General features: G+C 70.8%; 15 protein-coding genes. 12 read left to right on the forward strand and 3 right to left on the reverse strand.

Features of this window, described 5'->3' with window-relative positions; genetic code table 11:
* Positions 1-16: 16 nt before the first annotated feature.
* From AC07A4_RS30750 to AC07A4_RS30765, 4 genes are all read left to right on the forward strand, one after another.
* The gene (locus tag AC07A4_RS30750; protein ID WP_478604825.1) at positions 17-1,207 is read left to right on the forward strand and encodes an energy-coupling factor transporter transmembrane component T; all 1,191 of its coding nucleotides are present in this window, start codon (positions 17-19) and stop codon (positions 1,205-1,207) included.
* 2 nt (positions 1,208-1,209) lie between these two features.
* A complete protein-coding gene (locus tag AC07A4_RS30755; protein WP_478605048.1) occupies positions 1,210-2,886 on the forward strand; it encodes an ABC transporter ATP-binding protein in 1,677 nt (558 codons plus the stop codon).
* On the forward strand, positions 2,879-3,754 hold the full coding sequence (locus tag AC07A4_RS30760; RefSeq protein ID WP_478604827.1) for an ECF transporter S component: 876 nt from the start codon (positions 2,879-2,881) through the stop codon (positions 3,752-3,754). Before AC07A4_RS30755 ends, AC07A4_RS30760 begins: the two co-directional genes overlap by 8 nt.
* A gap of 372 nt (positions 3,755-4,126) precedes the next feature.
* Positions 4,127-4,537: an aggregation-promoting factor C-terminal-like domain-containing protein gene (locus tag AC07A4_RS30765; RefSeq protein WP_478604829.1), complete on the forward strand. Its 411-nt coding sequence runs from the start codon at positions 4,127-4,129 to the stop codon at positions 4,535-4,537.
* Positions 4,538-4,959: 422 nt separating this feature from the next.
* On the opposite strand, the gene AC07A4_RS30770 is transcribed toward AC07A4_RS30765, so the two are convergent.
* Positions 4,960-6,129: a steroid 3-ketoacyl-CoA thiolase gene (locus tag AC07A4_RS30770; RefSeq protein ID WP_478604831.1), complete on the reverse strand. Its 1,170-nt coding sequence runs from the start codon at positions 6,127-6,129 to the stop codon at positions 4,960-4,962.
* A 266-nt stretch (positions 6,130-6,395) separates the two neighbouring features.
* Here AC07A4_RS30770 and AC07A4_RS30775 point away from each other — a divergent pair, with 266 nt between their 5' ends.
* The 4 genes from AC07A4_RS30775 to AC07A4_RS30790 all read left to right on the forward strand — a co-directional run bounded on the left by AC07A4_RS30775 (position 6,396) and on the right by AC07A4_RS30790 (position 11,381).
* Complete coding sequence (locus AC07A4_RS30775; protein ID WP_478604833.1) at positions 6,396-7,640, forward strand: cytochrome P450; 1,245 nt, start codon at positions 6,396-6,398, stop codon at positions 7,638-7,640.
* A gap of 651 nt (positions 7,641-8,291) precedes the next feature.
* Positions 8,292-8,711 carry a hypothetical protein gene (locus AC07A4_RS30780; protein WP_478604835.1) on the forward strand — a complete coding sequence of 140 codons (420 nt, stop codon included), beginning with the start codon at positions 8,292-8,294 and terminating at the stop codon, positions 8,709-8,711.
* 69 nt (positions 8,712-8,780) lie between these two features.
* Positions 8,781-9,656 (forward strand): hypothetical protein, encoded by an 876-nt coding sequence (locus AC07A4_RS30785; RefSeq protein WP_478604837.1) that lies wholly within the window; start codon positions 8,781-8,783, stop codon positions 9,654-9,656.
* A 90-nt stretch (positions 9,657-9,746) separates the two neighbouring features.
* Positions 9,747-11,381: a hypothetical protein gene (locus AC07A4_RS30790; RefSeq protein ID WP_478604839.1), complete on the forward strand. Its 1,635-nt coding sequence runs from the start codon at positions 9,747-9,749 to the stop codon at positions 11,379-11,381.
* Here AC07A4_RS30790 and AC07A4_RS30795 read toward each other — a convergent pair.
* Positions 11,338-13,614, reverse strand: a complete 2,277-nt coding sequence (locus AC07A4_RS30795) for a bifunctional glycosyltransferase 87/phosphatase PAP2 family protein (protein WP_478604841.1) — start codon at positions 13,612-13,614, stop codon at positions 11,338-11,340. The genes AC07A4_RS30790 and AC07A4_RS30795 overlap by 44 nt on opposite strands.
* A 425-nt stretch (positions 13,615-14,039) precedes the next feature.
* On the opposite strand from AC07A4_RS30795, the gene proP reads away from it, so the two are divergent.
* Positions 14,040-15,467 carry a glycine betaine/L-proline transporter ProP gene (proP, locus tag AC07A4_RS30800; protein ID WP_478604844.1) on the forward strand — a complete coding sequence of 476 codons (1,428 nt, stop codon included), beginning with the start codon at positions 14,040-14,042 and terminating at the stop codon, positions 15,465-15,467.
* An 88-nt stretch (positions 15,468-15,555) separates the two neighbouring features.
* Complete coding sequence (locus AC07A4_RS30805) at positions 15,556-16,221, forward strand: O-methyltransferase (RefSeq protein ID WP_478604846.1); 666 nt, start codon at positions 15,556-15,558, stop codon at positions 16,219-16,221.
* 58 nt (positions 16,222-16,279) lie between these two features.
* On the opposite strand, the gene AC07A4_RS30810 is transcribed toward AC07A4_RS30805, so the two are convergent.
* The gene (locus AC07A4_RS30810) at positions 16,280-16,672 is read right to left on the reverse strand and encodes a hypothetical protein (protein WP_478604848.1); all 393 of its coding nucleotides are present in this window, start codon (positions 16,670-16,672) and stop codon (positions 16,280-16,282) included.
* A 77-nt stretch (positions 16,673-16,749) separates the two neighbouring features.
* On the opposite strand from AC07A4_RS30810, the gene AC07A4_RS30815 reads away from it, so the two are divergent.
* Entirely contained in the window at positions 16,750-17,163 is a 414-nt protein-coding gene (locus AC07A4_RS30815) for a DnaJ family domain-containing protein (RefSeq protein WP_478604851.1), read from the forward strand.
* 44 nt (positions 17,164-17,207) lie between these two features.
* Positions 17,208-17,525, forward strand: coding sequence for an antibiotic biosynthesis monooxygenase family protein (locus AC07A4_RS30820; protein WP_478604854.1), 318 nt, complete (start codon positions 17,208-17,210; stop codon positions 17,523-17,525).
* The last annotated feature ends 282 nt before the right edge of the window (positions 17,526-17,807 follow it).

A 17,807-nucleotide genomic window follows, 5' to 3' on the forward strand; every position in this document is an offset into this window, starting at 1 on the left:
TCCGGGCGCACCCACGATGACCAGCCCGTCTAGCCCGTCAAGGCCGTCTAGCCCGCCAGGACCGCGCCGCCGCCTGGCCCCCGAGGCGCACCGCTCCAACGCCCTGCACCCGGGCGCCTGGTGGCTGTGGGCGCTCGGGCTCGCGACGGCCGCGTCCCGCACCACCAATCCGCTCCTGATCGGGCTGCTCATCGGGGTCGCCGGGTACGTCGTCGCGGCCCGCAGGACCTCCGCCCCCTGGGCGCGCTCGTACGGCGCGTTCGTGAAGATCGCCCTCCTGGTGATCGGCATCCGGCTCGTGTTCGCCGTGTTCCTCGGCTCGCCGATCCCGGGCACCCACGTCATCGTCACGCTGCCGGAGGTGCCGCTGCCCGAGTGGGCCCAGGGCGTGCGGATCGGCGGCCGCGTCACCGCGGAGGGCGTGGTGTTCGCGCTGTACGACGGGGTGCGCCTGGCGGGCCTGCTGATCTGCGTCGGCGCGGCGAACGCGCTTGCCAGCCCGGCGAGGCTGCTGAAGTCGCTGCCGGGCGCCCTGTACGAGGCGGGGGTCGCCGTCGTCGTCGCCATGACGTTCGCGCCGAACCTGATCGGCGACGTCCAGCGGCTGCGGGCCGCGCGCCGTCTGCGCGGGCGGCCCGACAGCGGGATCAGGGGGCTGCTCCAGGTGGGACTTCCCGTCCTGGAGGGCGCCCTGGAGCGGTCGGTGGCCCTGGCCGCGGCGATGGACGCGCGCGGCTTCGGGCGCACCGCCGCCGTGCCCGCGCGGGTGCGCAGGGCCACCGCGGTCCTCACCCTCGGCGGTCTGATGGGGGTGTGCGCGGGAACGTACGGGCTGCTCACCGCGGACGGCGGAACCTACGGCCTTCCGGTGCTCGCCCTCGGGCTCGCCGCCGCGCTCGGCGGCCTGTGGCTCGGCGGGCGCCGCTCGGTGCGCACCCGCTACCGGCCCGACCTGTGGGGCGCCCGCGCCTGGCTCGTCGCCGGGTCGGGGGCCGCCGTCGCGGGCCTGATGATCGCGGCGAGCACGTACGAGGCCGGGGCCCTGCACCCCGGGGTGGTCCCGCTGGTCGCGCCCGAGCTGCCGCTGTGGCCCGCGGCCGCCGTCCTGATCGGGCTGCTCCCGGCGTTCGTGGCGCCGGTGCCGCCGCCCGCCGAGGCCCCCGCCCCCCGCCCGTCCCGGAGCGCCGCCAAGGAGCAGACGCCATGACCATGATCCGCTTCGAGGACGTCTCCGTGCGGTACGAGGACGCTCCGGAGCCCACCCTGAACGGTGTCGGGCTCGATATCCCCGAGGGCGAGCTGGTGCTGGTCGTCGGCCCGTCGGGGGTCGGCAAGTCGACGCTGCTCGGCGCGGTCAGCGGGCTCGTGCCGCACTTCACCGGCGGCACCCTGCGCGGCCGGGTGACCGTGGCGGGCCGTGACACCCGTACCCACAAGCCCCGCGAGCTCGCCGACGTCGTTGGCACGGTGGGCCAGGACCCGCTCGCCCACTTCGTGACGGACACGGTGGAGGACGAGCTGGCGTACGGCATGGAGTCCCTCGGTCTCGCGCCGGACGTGATGCGCCGCCGCGTCGAGGAGACCCTGGACCTGCTCGGCCTCGCCGACCTGCGGGACCGCCCGCTCGCCACCCTCTCCGGCGGCCAGCGGCAGCGCGTCGCCATCGGCTCCGTCCTCACCCCGCACCCGAGGGTCCTGGTCCTGGACGAGCCGACGTCCGCGCTCGACCCGGCGGCGGCCGAGGAGGTCCTCGCGGTGCTCCAGCGCCTGGTGCACGACCTCGGCACCACGGTCCTGATGGCGGAGCACCGCCTGGAGCGCGTCGTGCAGTACGCCGACCAGGTCCTGCTCCTCCCCGGCCCCGGCCAGACCCCCGTGCTCGGCGACCCCGCCGAGCTGATGGCCGTCTCGCCGGTGTACCCGCCGGTCGTGGCCCTGGGCAGGCTCGCGGGCCTGAGCCCGCTGCCGCTGACCGTGCGCGACGCGCGCCGCCGGGCCGCGGGCCTGCGGGAGCGGCTCGCGGGGGTGGCGCCGGTGGCGCGGGCCGAGGCGCCCGCCGCCGGGGCCGAGCCCGCCCGGCGCTGGTGGCGGCCGGGCGGCAAGGGCGGCGCCACGGGCGTGGAGGCCGCGGCGCGGGTCGAGGGGCTCGCGGTCCTCCGGGGGCGCGTGGAGGCGCTGCGCCACGTCGACCTGACCGTGTCGCCCGGCGAGACCATCGCGTTGATGGGCCGCAACGGCGCGGGCAAGTCCACGCTCCTGTCCACCCTTGTGGGCCTGCTCGCGCCGACCTCGGGGACGGTCCGCGTGGGCGGGGCGGCCCCGCACCGCACGGCCCCGCGCGAGCTGATCCGGCGCGTCGGCCTCGTCCCGCAGGAGCCGCGCGATCTGCTGTACGCGGACACGGTGGCCGCCGAGTGCGCCGCCGCCGACCGGGACGCGCGGGCGGCCGCGGGCAGCTGCCGCGCCCTGGTCGCCGAGTTGCTGCCCGGCATCGCGGACGACACGCACCCCCGTGACCTGTCCGAGGGCCAGCGCCTGGCGCTCGCCCTCGCGATCGTGCTCACGGCCCGCCCGCCGCTGCTCCTGCTCGACGAGCCGACCCGGGGCCTGGACTACGCGGCCAAGGCCCGTCTGGTCGCGATCCTGCGCGGCCTCGCCGCCGAGGGCCACGCGATCGTGCTCGCGACGCACGACGTGGAGCTGGCGGCCGAGCTCGCCCACCGGGTGGTGATCCTCGCCGAGGGCGAGATCGTCGCCGACGGGCCCACGGCCGAGGTCGTGGTCTCCTCGCCCGCCTTCGCCCCCCAGGTCACGAAGATCCTCGCGCCGCAGGAGTGGCTCACGGTGACGCAGGTACGCCAGGCGCTTGAGGCCGCCGATGAGTAGCGCGGCCAAGGGGCGCGCGGAGGGGCACGCCGGGGCGGCCGCGACCGGCGGGGACCGGCAGGTGCGCCCCGTCCGGCTCGGGCGGCGGTCCATCGCCGCGCTCGCCCTGGTCAGCGCCGTGGGCGTGATCGCCTTCGGGTGGCCGCTGCTCGCCGGGCCCGACTCGGGCCTCGGCGCACACGCGCAGGACGCCCCCTGGCTGTTCGCGGCGCTGCTCCCGCTGCTGCTCGGGGTGGTCGTGGCGACCATCTCCGACGCCGGTCTGGACGCGAAGGCCATCGCGATGCTCGGGGTGCTGGCCGCGGCGGGGGCGGCGCTGCGGCCGCTGGGCGCGGGCACCGCGGGCATCGAGCCGATGTTCTTCCTGATGGTCCTGAGCGGGCGCGTGCTCGGTCCTGGCTTCGGCTTCGTGCTCGGCGCCGTGTCGATGTTCGCCTCCGCGCTGCTCACCGGCGGGGTGGGGCCGTGGATGCCGTTCCAGATGCTCGCCATGGGGTGGGTGTGCATGGGGGCGGGGCTGCTTCCGGGGCCGCACACCGTGCGCGGCCGCCGCGAGCTGTGGCTGCTCGGCGGGTACGGGGCGGTGTCCTCCGTCGTCTACGGCACCGTGATGAACCTCCAGGGCTGGCCCTATATCTCCGGCCTCTCCTCCGGCGTTTCGTTCGTGCCGGGCGACGCGGTGGGCGACAACCTGGCCCGCTTCGTCGCGTACTGCCTGGCCACCTCGCTGGGCTGGGACCTGCCGCGGGCCGTGCTCACGGTGGTGCTCAGCGTGGCGCTCGGGCCCGCCGTCCTGAAGGCGCTGCGCCGGGCCACGCGGCGGGCCGCCTTCGAGGCGCCGGTCACATTCGAGGCGTCGGAACGGTAACGCGCCTTGCGCGTTCTGTGAGGAAACCGGGGGCTCGCGGGTGAGGCGGCCCACAGGACTTTGGTCCTCTACTACTAGTGCTCGTAGCCGCGATCGCATGTCACGTACACGCCAATCTACGCTCTGACCTGCGGATTGAGAGCCAGATCACAGCGGGGCCCTTCGGCCCGGGTGCGAGTGCCACTAGTAAGAGGGGTCATTGCGGCGGCGTAACAGCCCTGCTTCTCTGGATGAGTCGCACGGCGCCGACCGGCCTGATCCGCCCTCCCGGGCAACCACTCAAGGCCTCGGCGCCGACGCATTGCCCCCGCTCCCTTGAGCCGGATGCGGCAAGCGCCCGCGACCGTCCTGTTCCCGACCGGAAGGTCCTCTGTGTCCGTCACGCTCCTCCGCCGCATCGCCGCCCCCAAGAAGGCCCTCGTCGGCGGCGCCCTCGCTGCCGCCGCCACCGGCATGGTCTTCGCAGCGGCCCCCGCCCAGGCCGCCCCGGCGTCCGACTCGGCCAAGGCCGTGGCGCAGCGGATGATCGCCGACACCGCCCAGTTCCAGTGCTTCGACCGCATCGTCGCGCACGAGAGCGGCTGGGACGTCACCGCCACCAACTCCTCCTCCGGCGCGTACGGCCTGGTCCAGGCGCTGCCCGGCTCGAAGATGGCCGCGGCGGGCGCCGACTGGAAGACCAACGCGGAGACCCAGATCAAGTGGGGTCACGACTACATGAACGAGCGCTACGGCAGCCCGTGCGCGGCCTGGAACCACTGGCAGGCCAACGGCTGGTACTGACCCTGGCCCCTGGGCCTTGACCAGCCCCCGGCGGTCACCCCCTGGCGGGGTGGCCGCCTTTTCGGCGCTCCGCGCCGTGTCTCCCACCCACCCGCCCTTACATCCCCGGCTGCCCCGCACCCCCCGACCTAGCGGCTCGCGGCTGGGTGGGTGGGAAAACAGCCCAAGCAGGCGACGATCCAGCCCGTCCGGCGCTTGAGGACCAGCGCGCAGCGCGACGATCCAGCCGGTCCGGCGCTTGAGGACAAGCGCGCCAGCGCGAGATTCAGCCCGTCCGGCGCTTGAGGACAAGCGCGCAGCGCGAGATCCAGCCCGTCCGGCGCTTGAGGACGAGGCGCGGAGCGCCAATGGCTTTGAGCGGGGGGACGGGGGCGGCAGCACCCGGAGCGGGGAGGGGCGGGCCTGGGGCGCCCCGCGAGGGCTCAGAGGCGTTGGAGGATCGTGGCCGTCGCCACCGCACCCCCCGCACACATCGTCACCAACGCGAACTCCTTCTCCCGCCGCTCCAGCTCATGCAGCGCCGTCGTAAGCAGCCGCACCCCCGTCGCCCCCACCGGATGCCCGAGCGCGATCGCACCCCCGTTCACATTCACCTTCTCCAGGTCCTGCTCGAAGACCCGCGTCCAGCTGAGCACCACGGCCGCGAACGCCTCGTTGATCTCCACCAGGTCGATGTCCTTCAGGGACATCCCCGCCTTGCCGAGCACGGCCCGCGTCGCGTCGACGGGCCCGTCGAGGTGGAAGTGCGGATCGGCCCCGACGAGCGCCTGCGCCACGATCCGCGCCCGCGGCCTGAGCCGCAGCGCGCGGGCCATCCGCTTGGACGACCACATCAGGGCGGCCGCGCCGTCGGAGATCTGGGAGGAGTTGCCCGCGGTGTGGACGGCGGTCGGCATGACGGCCTTGAGTCCCGCGAGCGCCTCCATGGAGGTGTCGCGCAGCCCTTCGTCGCGGTGGACGAGCCGCCACATGCCCTGCCCGGCGGCCTGCTCCTCCTCCGTCGTCGGCACCTGCACGGCGAAGGTCTCGCGCTTGAAGCGCTCCTCGGCCCAGGCGGTGGCGGCCCGCTCCTGGGAGATGAGCCCGAGGGCGTCGACGTTCTCGCGGGTGAGCCCGCGGTGGCGCGCGATGCGCTCGGCGGCCTCGAACTGGTTGGGCAGGTCCACGTTCCACTCGTCCGGGAACGGCTTGCCGGGCCCGTGCTTGGACCCGGACCCGAGCGGCACCCGGGACATCGACTCGACGCCGCAGCTGATGCCGACGTCGATGACGCCCGCGGCGACCATGTTGGCGACCATGTGGCTGGCCTGCTGCGAGGACCCGCACTGGCAGTCGACGGTCGTCGCCGCGGTCTCGTACGGCAGGCCCATGGCGAGCCAGGCGGTGCGCGCGGGGTTCATGGACTGCTCGCCCGCGTGGGTGACGGTGCCGCCGACGATCTGCTCGACGCAGTCGGCGTGGATGCCGGTCCTGCCGAGGAGTTCGCGGTAGGTCTCGCCGAGCAGATAGGCCGGGTGGAGGTTGGCGAGCGCGCCCCCGCGCTTGCCGATCGGGGTGCGTACGGCTTCGACGATGACAGGTTCGGCGGCCACGATAGTGCGGTCCTCTCCCTCCGGTCGCGCGGAGCGTCCCGGCGCCCGCGCGCGAGAACTAGTACGCGTTCTAGTTATGTCCAGCAGTCTGCTGAGCCCCACCCCCGCGCCGCAAGGGTCGTGCACACACCGGAAGGCCGCCGCGCGCGCAACGAACTGCCCCGCGGGCCTTGCCTCTTATAGAACCCGTTACTACCTTTCGAGCCATCTCCTGATGGACCGTCAGACACCAGTTCGCGCGCAGACCCGAACGACTGGAGTTGCCGATGCCGTGTCCAGCGCTGCCCGACGGGTTCGACTTCACCGACCCCGACGTGCTCCAAGCCCGCGTGCCCTTCCCGGAGTTCGCGCGCCTTCGGCAGTCGGAGCCGGTGCGCTGGGTGGCCCAGCCGCCCGGGATCTCCGGCTTCGACGACGCGGGCTACTGGGCGGTGACGCGCCACGCGGACGTCAAGCACGTCTCCACGCACCCGGAGCTGTACTCCTCGAACCTCAACACCGCGATCATCCGCTTCAACGAGTCGATCAGCCGCGACCAGATCGACGCCCAGAAGCTGATCATGCTCAACATGGACCCGCCCGAGCACACCCGGGTCCGCCAGATCGTCCAGCGCGGCTTCACACCGCGCGCCATCCGCTCCCTGGAGGACGCCCTGCGCGAGCGCGCGGGTGGCATCGTCCGCCGCGCCCTCGCGAACGCCTCGCCGGACGGCGGCTTCGACTTCGTCACGAACGTCGCCGTCGAGCTGCCCCTGCAGGCCATCGCCGAGCTCATCGGCGTACCCCAGGAGGACCGGTCCAAGATCTTCGACTGGTCCAACAAGATGGCGGCGTACGACGATCCGGAGTACGCGATCACCGAGGAGGCCGGCGTCGAGGCGGCCATGGAGATCGTGTCGTACGCGATGAACCTGGCCGCCGCCCGCAAGCAGTGCCCGGCCAAGGACATCGTCAGCCAGCTGGTGGCGGCGGAGGACGAGGGCAATCTGAACTCCGACGAGTTCGGGTTCTTCGTGATCCTGCTCGCCGTCGCGGGCAACGAGACCACCCGCAACGCCATCACCCACGGCATGCACGCCTTCCTCACCCACCCCGATCAGTGGGATCTCTTCAAGCGGGAGCGGCCGGTGACCGCCGCCGAGGAGATCGTGCGCTGGGCCACGCCCGTGGTCTCCTTCCAGCGCACCGCCACCGAGGACACCGAGCTCGGCGGCGCCCGGATCAGGCGCGGCGACCGCGTCGGGATCTTCTACTCCTCCGCCAACCACGACCCCGAAGTCTTCGAGAACCCCGACGCGTTCGACATCACCCGCGACCCGAACCCGCACCTCGGCTTCGGCGGCGGAGGCCCGCACTTCTGCCTCGGCAAGTCCCTCGCGGTGCTTGAGATCAACCTCATCTTCCAGGCCGTCGCCGACGCCATGCCCGACCTGCGGCTGACCGGCGAACCGCGCAGGCTGCGCTCGGCCTGGCTCAACGGCGTCAAGGAACTCCAGGTCAGCACCCGCTGACCCGGCCCCACGGGGGGCAGGGGCACCCCCCTACGCCCCGCCCCTGCCTCCCCCGAGGGAACCCAGCTGGCCACGAAGCGGCGCCCACGCCGCGCGTTTCAACCTCGACGTCGGCCCTGACTTACGCACCGCCACAATTCATGCCTGCCTTTGCAAAGCCATAAAGAGCCAAGAGCGGACTACCCCCTTCGTGCGCGCCGCCTTGACTCCCCACCCGCCAGCACCGCATGCACGGCGGCGCCGAGGGTCGCCCGTCTGAAGCGGCTCCCACCTCGCGCCAAACGCCCGCCGAGAAGGCCAAGAGCACCGAGGGCCGCACTCCCGGCCCTCGGTGAGCAGCCAGGCCAGACTCGACCGTTTCCAGCCATTGCATTGCGATCATGCCATCAGACTGTAAATCAGCAAACATGGCAGAGTTTGCCTGGTCATCGCCCCTCACTCACCACTTGCGATGCAGACAAGCAACACCTCTCACTCCGCTTCACCTTTGACGAGCGCACACGAAATCCAATTACATCTGCAGCACCAGCAGGCGGCTGCAGCAACAGGGCTGGACTTTCGATTCAGATCTCGATGCAGCCGTCGGCGGGAATTTGGAAGAAGCCTCTCTAGGCCTTCCCGAGACCGATAGACCAATGGAGGTCCAACACAGTGAAGCGCAAGATTGCGTTAGCTCTCAGCGTCATCTCGCTGAGCGCCGCCGGCATCGCGGCAACCACTCCGTCCGCCAGCGCCACCAGCACAGTCGAGCAGACGCAGGCCGCCGAAGCACTGGCCGGTAAACTCGAGGTCTGGGACAAGAACGAATTCGCTGGCGACAGAGCAGTTTACAAGAAAAGCGTCTACAACCTCGTTGACAAGAAGTTCATCGGAACTCAGAAGACAGTGAACGACAAGATCAACTCCTTCAATAACACCACGCGTAAGTGGATTCGCCTCAAGCAAGACATACGACTCAACGTCGGCCACGTCTACGTCGCGAAGCCGCACAGCAAGGACGGGAACCTCGACAGGAACCACGACAACCCGGACGACATGAACAACGAGATCAGCCGCATCAAGTTCATGTAGCCCGTCGGCAGGGGGCACCCATGCACGTGGGGCGCCCCCTGCCTCCTTAGCTGTACACAGGGAGAGACCATGCTCGTCAGGTCGAGAGCTTTGCCCTCGTTGCTCGTTCTCGCGACCGCGGCGTCAGGTTGCTCATCGAGCACCGAAGAGACCTCACGGCCCGCCGACAACAGGACGCCCACCATTACGCAGGAAGCCCGGAGCCTGCGTCTCCCACTCGATGCATACGCGTTATCAGAGGCGGAGATACAGACAATCCAGTCTGCGGAAGATGTGCTGATTTCCGAGTGCATGGACAAAAAAGGGATGGACTGGCAACTGCTGCCGCCGTTGCCGGACGGAGCGATCGACCCTCCGAACCGCCGCCGTTACGGGGTTGTCGAACCGAAGGTGGCCAGTGCGTTTGGCTACCATGCTCCCCCGGAATCACCATCACTGAGAGATCGACGATCCTTCGAAAAGAAGCGCGAGAAATACCTCACCCCGCGAGAGATATTCTCCGCATACGGCAGGAACGGCACAGGCGGATGCTGGGGAAAGGCTCACAGTCGACTGATGAGGAACGCTCGCCACTACGACCTTTCACTTATCAACAGGTTCAGTGGTGCAGCATACTTGAAATCCCAACGCGACAAGGCGGTGGTGCAGGCATTTAGCGCCTGGAGCAGATGCATGAAGAAGAATGGGTTCCACTACTCAAGCCCCACCCAGGTACTGAAGGACAAGCGGTGGGAGGCGCGTCACCCGTCGAACCATGAAATCAATGTCGCCAAGGCAGATGTTAGATGCCAGCAGCATTCGGATCACGTGACCATTTGGAAACACGCCGAACAACGGTTACAACAGAGCATGATCAAAGGCAATGTGAAGGAATTTCGCTACCTGAAATCAGCCAAAGAAGACTGGCTCGAATCGGCCCGTCGTGTACTTGCCAACCGCCGTTAGGGCACGGGCATCTCGATGACCTCAAGGCCCCTGCGTCAACTAGAATATTCACGGCCAAGCGCGTCAGTCTACTGAACGGAGCCCATGCCCGTGTCGCTCGCCGTTGACCCGGTCGGACCGTCTGCGCAACGAGCCAACTCAGACAAACATTCGCGTCCCAAAGCACTCTGGCAACGCCATCGCGTCCCGCTGCTCACCACCACTCTGGCTCTCCCCGCATATGCATTATGGGCGATTCTCCTGGCGACGGGCGGCGGCGACCTCGCAGCGCAACTGGCCTGGTCTGATTTCGTCTCCCAAAACCCTGGCGCCGTTTACAACTTATCCTGGTATGGCGGAATTCACGTCGGTAACTACAGCACGATCGCTCCTCTGCTGATGGCCGCCATCGGCGTTCGGACCGTGACCGTCGTCGCTGGAATCACCTCCTCCTGGCTGGCAGCCAGCCTCTTGGTCCGGAGCGGGATACACCGACCCTTATGGCCCTCGCTAGTAGCCTCCTTCACTCTGTGGTGCAACGTGGCCTCCGGTCGTTCAACCTTTGCCCTCGGGGTGGCGCTCGGCCTGGGTTCCTGCCTGCTTCTCATGCGGGCGAAGCCGACGTGGGGTGTACTGACGGGCGCGGCAACGGCCAGCGTGCTCGCAACCATGGCCAGTCCCATGGCCGGGCCGTTCCTTCTCGTGGTCGCCGCGGCCTGGCTGTTGGCCGACGAATGGAGAAAGGCCGCAACACTGGGCGCGCCCTCCATGGTGGCTATCGCACTGACCACCGCATTGTTCCCCTACAGCGGTGAGCAGCCCATGCAGGCGTGGGATCTCTGGGGGCCAGTGGGCTTCAGCATTCTACTGGTGTTGGCAGCCCCCAGCCAGTGGCGCGTAGTCAAGGCAGGGGCCGGGGTGTACGCGGCCGGTACTGTGCTCGCCTATCTGATCCCCACACCGGTCGGCTCGAACGTCATCAGGTTCGCCGAGTTGCTCGCGGCACCCGTGCTGCTCGCTGCGCTTCTCGCCGCTGGCCGTCGGACGTTGCGATGTGTCGCGCTGGCCGGGGCCCTGACCCTGTCGTTGGCTTGGGTGACCGAACACACCATTCAGATGCTGCAGACGTCAACCCCCGTTCCCTCATGGGCCACTGAAACGCGGGGGGTGCTGACCGCTCTCGACCGGCTCAAGGCTGACCGTGCCCGTGTTGAGGCAGTACCCACCGACAGTCATCGGGAGATCACCGCCTTGGCCTCACACGTGAACCTGGCCCGAGGCTGGACCCGTCAGTTCGACGTCGAGCGCGGACGGCTCTTCTACGACGGGTCGTTCTCCGCCACGGCGTACCGCGCTTGGCTGGACAAGTGGGCGGTGGGCTTTGTCGTGCTCGCCTCGGGCACGCCCGACGACTATGCCGAGCACGAGGCGAAACTCGTCGCGAACGAACCGAACTGGCTCGAACTGGAGTGGAAGGACAAGCACTGGCGGATCTACCGGGTGCGGAACGCGGTGCCGATGGCGTCAGCGCCCGCGTCCGTGGTCCGCTCCAGCAGCACGGACGTGGTGGTGCGGGCGCCGGAGCGGGGGACGGTGACCGTGCGGATCGCGTACTCGCCATGGCTTCGGGCCCAAGGAGCGTGCCTGAAGCGGCACGGCGAGTTCACACGGCTGACGGTCAAGAAGCCTGGGACGTACCGGATCAGCTCGGGGTACCGTCGCTTGCCTCGTCCTGCGGCTTGCTGAGGGGCTCGTCCGGCGCGCCTGACGGCTTCTCGTCGTCGCCCTGCGCCCCGTCCGTGGCCTTCGTGGACGTGCTCACGGGTTCCTCGGGCGCCGCGAGGAGCTTCTCGGGCGTGAGCGCCTTTTCGGGCGTGGCGACGGCCTTCGCCGATGTGGCGCGGGCCTTCTGGGCTGCCCTGCCGGCCGCCTTGGGCGAGGGCTCGGTGGCGGCCCCCGCCACCGCGGGCTCAAGCCCCGTCCCCACCTTCAGGACCGTCCTCACGCGCGGCCCCTGGAGCAGATACGTCAGACCGAAGCCCGCGCCGACGACGGCCGCGCCGCCCACCGCGTCAAGGACCCAGTGGTTGCCGGTGCCGACGATCGCGCACACCGTGAAGAACGGGTGCAGCAGGCCGAGGACCTTCATCCACCACTTCGGCGCGAGGATCGCGATGGTCAGACCGCACCACAGGGACCAGCCGAAGTGCAGCGAGGGCATCGCCGCGTACTGGTTGGTGAGCTTCGTCAGCGTGCCGTAGTCCGGCTGTGAGAAGTCCTGCGGGCCGTGGATGGTGTCGATGAAGCCCAGGTCCTCCATCAGGCGCGGCGGCGCGAGCGGGTAGCCCCAGAAGCCGACGAGCGCGAGGAGCGTGGCGAAGCCGAGCGCGGAGCGCGCCCAGCGGTACTCGGCGGGGCGGCGCAGATACAGGATCGCGAGGACGCTCAGCGGCACCACGAAGTGGAACGACGTGTAGTAGAAGTTGAAGAAGCTCTCCATCCACGGCGTGCGCGCCGTCAGATGGTTGAACCAGTACTCGATGTCGATGTGCAGGAACTGCTCGATGGAGTGGATCTGCTCGCCGTGCGCCTCGGCCCGCTCGCGGCCGCCGGAGATGGTGCCGCCGGTCGCGGCGAGCCGGGTCTGCTGGTAGGCGGAGTAGCCGACGCGGATCAGGAGCAGTTCGAGCAGCAGGTTCGGCCGCGTGAGCACGCGCCGCCAGAACGGGACCAGCGGCACCCACTTCCACCGCGCGGGGACGGGATCGGCGTACGAGGTGGGGATCGGCGCCTGGTACTCGGGCGCGGTCCGGGACAGGAACGGCACGATCAGGGCGGAGGCGAGCGCCGCGAGCAGGATGACGTTGTCGCGCAGCGGGTCGAGCAGCGACATGTTCGGGAGCATCATCTTCGACGGCAGCGTCATCACCAGGACGACGGCGATCGGCCACACGTACCGGTCAGATGCGCGCTTGCCGACGCGGCCGACGACCGCGATGAGCAGCCACAGGAGCTGGTGCTGCCAGCTCGTGGGGGACACGGCGATGGCGACGCAGCCGGTGAGCGCGACGGCGAGCAGCAGCTGGCCGTCCCGCGCGTACGTCACGGCGCGGCGCAGGCCGACGAAGGCGACGGCGGCGCCGAGCGTCAGGAAGAGAGCTATCTCCAGCGGCCCCTGCAGGCCGAAGCGAAGGAGCGCGCCGTGCAGGGACTGGTTGGCGTTGGCGTCGGGGTTCGCGCCGAGGCCCGCGCCCGCCAGGTGGTGCACCCAGTACGTCCACGAGTCGTGCGGCAGGGCCGCCCAGGCGACCGCGGTCAGGGCGGCGAAGGTGACGCCCGTGGCGGCGGTGGCCTTCCTGCGGCCGGTGAACCACAGCAGCGGCGCGAAGAGCAGCACGGTCGGCTGGAGGGCCGCGGCGACGCCGATGAGGGCGCCGCTGGCCCGCTCGCCGCGCACGGCGAACAGGCCGAGCAGGACGAGGAGCACCGGGATGATGCTGGTCTGCCCCAGGTGCAGCGCGTTGCGCACCGGCAGCGACAGCATGAGCAGACAGATGGCGACGGGGGCCGCGAGCAGCGAGGTGCGCCGCGAGACGGGCTGCGGCAGGGCGCGGGCGGCGACGAGGCCGAGGACGACGACGAGGCCGAGGGTGCCGAACGTCCACGCCCAGCCGAGCGCCTGCTCGGCGGAGCTCGCCAGCGGCTTGAGGACGAGCCCGGCGAAGGGGGTGCCGGTGAACTTGTCCGCGTCGTACAGCGAGCCCTTCACGTGCAGCACGCCGTTCGGGCCGATCCAGGTCTCCAGGTCGGTCAGCCGCTCGCCCTTGGGGGTGCGCAGCACGACGGCGGCCTGGCGGACGGCCAGGACGGCGGCGATCAGCCAGAGGGCGGCACGGATCGCCTCGATCCGCGACTTGGGGGTTCCGGATGCGCCCGCGCCCAAGGCGCTGCCCGGTCCCCTGTGCTCAACATTCGCCACGCCCTGTCGGCCCTCCCGCCCCATCCGTCATCCTCGGTCAAAGTGCCAGGAGATCCGTGATCTCGCCCGAAGAGGCTCGCACGCCCCTGGGTGAGACGCGCGCAACCCCCCTGTCACCTGGCAGCCACACCGCTTTCTACCGGCTTTTCTCCCTCGGTGCCCAACCGGGTCGGCCCCCGGGGCGCGGCGCGGGCCGCGTTCCGCTTCGCGCGGGCGCCAGGACACCCCGTGCCCGCAGGGACGGGGCGCGCCCCGGACTCCGGGTTCCCCGACCGGCACGCGACATAGATCACAAAGCCACCATGTCCACACTGGACCATCTTGATCCGTTTGAGCTGCGTACACCCGGTTTTCACGCGCTATGACATGGAATGATCACCCTCCGTAAGGGTGGCTCCGCCACCTATGGTCGTCGACTTATGCCCATGTCGTCGATCGAAAGGCAGGCGAGCGAGCCCTTGCCGAACGCCACCCCCGTCGCCCTCCGCACGCAGGCGGCGCCGTCCCCCTCGGGACCCGGCGCCGAGGACGTCACCGTCACCGACCCCGCGCTCGTGCGGCGCGCGGTGAAGGCGGCCGCGCTCGGCAACGCGATGGAGTGGTTCGACTTCGGCGTCTACAGCTATATCGCGGTCACCCTCGGCAAGGTCTTCTTCCCCTCCGGCAACCCGACCGCGCAGCTGCTCTCCACCTTCGGCGCCTTCGCCGCGGCGTTCCTGATCCGCCCCCTCGGCGGCATGGTCTTCGGCCCGCTCGGCGACCGCGTGGGCCGCCAGAAGGTGCTCGCCCTCACCATGATCATGATGGCGGCGGGCACCTTCGCCATCGGCCTCATCCCCTCGTACGCGACGATCGGCGTGTGGGCCCCGGTGCTGCTCCTGGCCGCGCGCCTGGTGCAGGGCTTCTCCACCGGCGGCGAGTACGCGGGCGCGGCGACCTTCATCGCCGAGTACGCCCCCGACAAGCGGCGCGGCTTCCTCGGCAGCTGGCTGGAGTTCGGCACGCTCGCGGGCTACATCGGCGGCGCGGGCCTGGTCACGCTGATGACCGCGCTGCTCTCGACCGACGACCTGCTGTCCTGGGGCTGGCGGATCCCGTTCCTGATCGCGGGCCCGATGGGCCTCATCGGCCTCTACTTGCGCATGCGCCTGGAGGAGACCCCGGCCTTCGCCGCGCAGCTGGAGCGGGCTCACGCCGACGAGCGCGCCCGCGGCACGGTGGGCCTGCGCGAGATGGTGACGACGCAGTGGCGCACCCTGCTCCTGTGCGTGGGCCTCGTCCTGGTCTTCAACGTCACCGACTACATGCTCCTGTCGTACATGCCCACGTACCTGACCAGCGAGCTGAAGTACGACGAGACGCACGGGCTGCTCGTGGTCCTCGCCGTGATGGCCCTGATGATGTGCGCCCAGCCGTTCGTCGGCGCCCTCACCGACCGCGTCGGCCGCCGCCCCGTCATCGCGGCGGGCTGCGTCGGCTTCTTCGTCCTGTCCGTCCCCGCCCTGCTCCTGATCCGCGACGGCTCCCTGTGGGCCATCGGCCTCGGCATGGCGGCGCTCGGCCTGCTCCTGGTCTGCTTCACGGCCTCCATGCCCGCGGCGCTGCCCGCCCTGTTCCCCACGAAGGTCCGCTACGGCTCGCTGTCCATCGGCTTCAACGTCTCCGTCTCGGTCTTCGGCGGTACGACGCCCCTGGTCGTCACCGCGCTCATCGGGGCGACCGGCGACATGATGATGCCCGCGTACTACATGATGGCGGCGGCCGTGGTGGGCGGCGTGGCGGTGTGGCACATGACGGAGTCGGCGAACCGTCCGCTGCCGGGCTCGCCCCCGTCGGTGGATCCGCGCGGCTAGCTGATCGCGCGTGGTTTCGGGCAGGGGCCGGACGGGGGAGCCCCCCGGCAGGGCCCCACCGGCCCCGCGACCCTCACCAAGGAGCCCCATGAGCACCGCATGGTCCACCGTGGACACGTACTTCTCCACGCTCCTCGCCCCCGAGGACGAACCCCTGGCCCACGCCCTGCGCACCAGCGAGGACGCCGGCCTGCCGCCCATCAACGTCACCGCCAGCCAGGGCAAGCTCCTCCACCTCCTGGCCCGCCTCACCCCGGCGCACCGCATCCTGGAGATCGGCACCCTCGGCGGCTACAGCACCATCTGGCTGGCCCGCGCCCTGCCTGCCGACGGCCACCTGGTCACCCTGGAGTACGACCCCGCGCACGCCGACGTGGCCCGCGCCAACCTCGCCCACGCGGGCCTGGACAAGGTCACCGAACTGCGCCAGGGACCGGCCCTCGACTCCCTGGCCGCGCTGCACGCCGAGGGCGCCGCCCCCTTCGACCTGGTCTTCATCGACGCGGACAAGGTCAACAACGCCCGCTACCTGGAGTGGTCCCTGCGGCTCACCCGGCCGGGCAGCCTGATCGTCCTCGACAACGTGGTCCGCGGCGGCCGCGTCACCGACACCGCGAGCGACGACCCCGCCATCCTCGGCACGCGCGAGGCCCTGGAGCTCGTCGCGAGCCACCCGAAGCTGGACGGCACGGCCGTGCAGACGGTGGGGGCCAAGGGCTACGACGGTTTCGCGCTGATCCGCGTACGGGACTGACGCCCGCCAGGCGGGGCGAGTGGGACGGGCGAGGCCCGGCGGGGGCCCGGTGGGGGGCTCAGCCCTCGTGGTAGAAGCCCACGTTCACGCTCCGCGGCCCCGACCTGTCCTGCACCACGATCTCGCCGGAGCCGCCCCGCGGCAGCGGCGCCGCCCCGCCGTAGGCGAGCGGCGTCGCCGTGCCGTGGGCGAGCAGGCGGACCTCAGAGGCCGGGTTGGGCTGCGAACCGCGCAGCCACGTCACGGTCCAGGTGCCGTCCGGGCCGCAGCGGAACTCCAGATGCGTACGGGACACGAACAGCCAGTCCTGCGGCGGGACGAGGCCGCACACCTCGCGGTCGCGGCCGACGCGCAGCACGGCGCCCGGGTCGCTGGGCGCCTCCGCCATCGTCATGCCCGCGGTCGCGCCCGCGTCCGCGCCCGACACGGTGGCCATCGTGAGCTCCAGCATCTGCCTACCCCCTGAATTCGGACACCCGCGCGCATCCTAGCCGTGCCGCGCCAGGATGCCTCTGGGACGATGACGGTATGACGGAGCGGAAGCCACCGGGTGCGAGTTTCGAGTCCTGGGTCGACCGGCAGATCCGTGAGGCGGAGGAGCGCGGGGACTTCGCCGCACTCCCGGGCCGCGGCGCGCCCCTGCCGGACGACGTGACCGCGGCCTACGACGAACTGTGGTGGGTCAAAAGGAAGTTGGCCCACGAGGGGGTGTCCTTCCTGTCGCCGACGCTGGCCCTGCGCAAGGAGGCGGAGGACGTCATCGCGGCCGCGGTGGACGCCCCGTCCGAGCGCGTGGCGCGGCGCCTGGTGACCGACCTGAACGAGAAGATCCGCGAGGCCCTGCGCACCCCTCCCCCGGGCCCGCCGCTCGGCCTGCGCCCCTACGACGTGGACGAGGTGGCGCGAACCTGGCGGGAGCGCCACGGCGACCGGCCTGGCTGACCCGCCCGCCGACAGCCGGGGTGCCGTGCGGGAGGATGGACCGCATGAGCATCGTGAAGATCAACGTGCTGACCGTCCCCGCCGAGCAGCGGGAGGTCCTCGAGCAGCGCTTCGCGTCCCGCGCGGGCGCCGTCGAGAACTCGGACGGATTCGAGTGGTTCGAGCTCCTGCGCCCCGTGGAGGGCACCGACCAGTACCTGGTGTACACCCGCTGGCGCGACGAGGAGTCCTTCAAGGCGTGGATGGAGGGCCCCATGAAGTCGTCCCACCAGGGCGGCGGCGACCGCCCGAAGCCGGCGGCGAGCGGTTCCACGGTGTGGTCGTTCGAGGTGGTGCAGCAGGCGGGGCCTAAGGGGGTGTAGGGCGGGGGTGGGGGCACCGGGGAGAACCTCACTCACGCACCCGCGCACATGCCGTCTGCCTGCCTACGCACGTCCCACCTACCCGCCCCAAGGGGCGCACCGGCGAAGCCACGGAGTCATGGGCGGGCGGGTGGGAAAGGGCCCGGCGCAGCCGCCGGGGGCGGGGACGCCGGGGAGCACCCCATCCGCCCCAAGGGGCGCACCGGCGAAGCCACGGAGTCATGGGCGGGCGGGTGGGAAAGGGCCCGGCGCAGCCGCCGGGGGCGGGGACGCCGGGGAGCA

The sequence above is a fragment of the Streptomyces sp. NPDC043996 genome, from assembly GCF_056435225.1.

Excerpts from the sequence above, each read along its gene's own strand:
- AC07A4_RS30785 (WP_478604837.1), top strand. The coding sequence starts at position 8,781 with ATGCTCGTCAGGTCGAGAGCTTTGCCCTCGTTGCTCGTTCTCGCGACC.
- AC07A4_RS30750 (WP_478604825.1), top strand. The coding sequence starts at position 17 with ATGACCAGCCCGTCTAGCCCGTCAAGGCCGTCTAGCCCGCCAGGACCG.
- AC07A4_RS30760 (WP_478604827.1), top strand. The coding sequence starts at position 2,879 with ATGAGTAGCGCGGCCAAGGGGCGCGCGGAGGGGCACGCCGGGGCGGCC.
- AC07A4_RS30820 (WP_478604854.1), top strand. The coding sequence starts at position 17,208 with ATGAGCATCGTGAAGATCAACGTGCTGACCGTCCCCGCCGAGCAGCGG.
- AC07A4_RS30810 (WP_478604848.1), bottom strand. The coding sequence starts at position 16,672 with ATGCTGGAGCTCACGATGGCCACCGTGTCGGGCGCGGACGCGGGCGCG.
- AC07A4_RS30815 (WP_478604851.1), top strand. The coding sequence starts at position 16,750 with ATGACGGAGCGGAAGCCACCGGGTGCGAGTTTCGAGTCCTGGGTCGAC.
- AC07A4_RS30775 (WP_478604833.1), top strand. The coding sequence starts at position 6,396 with ATGCCGTGTCCAGCGCTGCCCGACGGGTTCGACTTCACCGACCCCGAC.
- proP (WP_478604844.1), top strand. The coding sequence starts at position 14,040 with ATGTCGTCGATCGAAAGGCAGGCGAGCGAGCCCTTGCCGAACGCCACC.
- AC07A4_RS30755 (WP_478605048.1), top strand. The coding sequence starts at position 1,210 with ATGATCCGCTTCGAGGACGTCTCCGTGCGGTACGAGGACGCTCCGGAG.
- AC07A4_RS30805 (WP_478604846.1), top strand. The coding sequence starts at position 15,556 with ATGAGCACCGCATGGTCCACCGTGGACACGTACTTCTCCACGCTCCTC.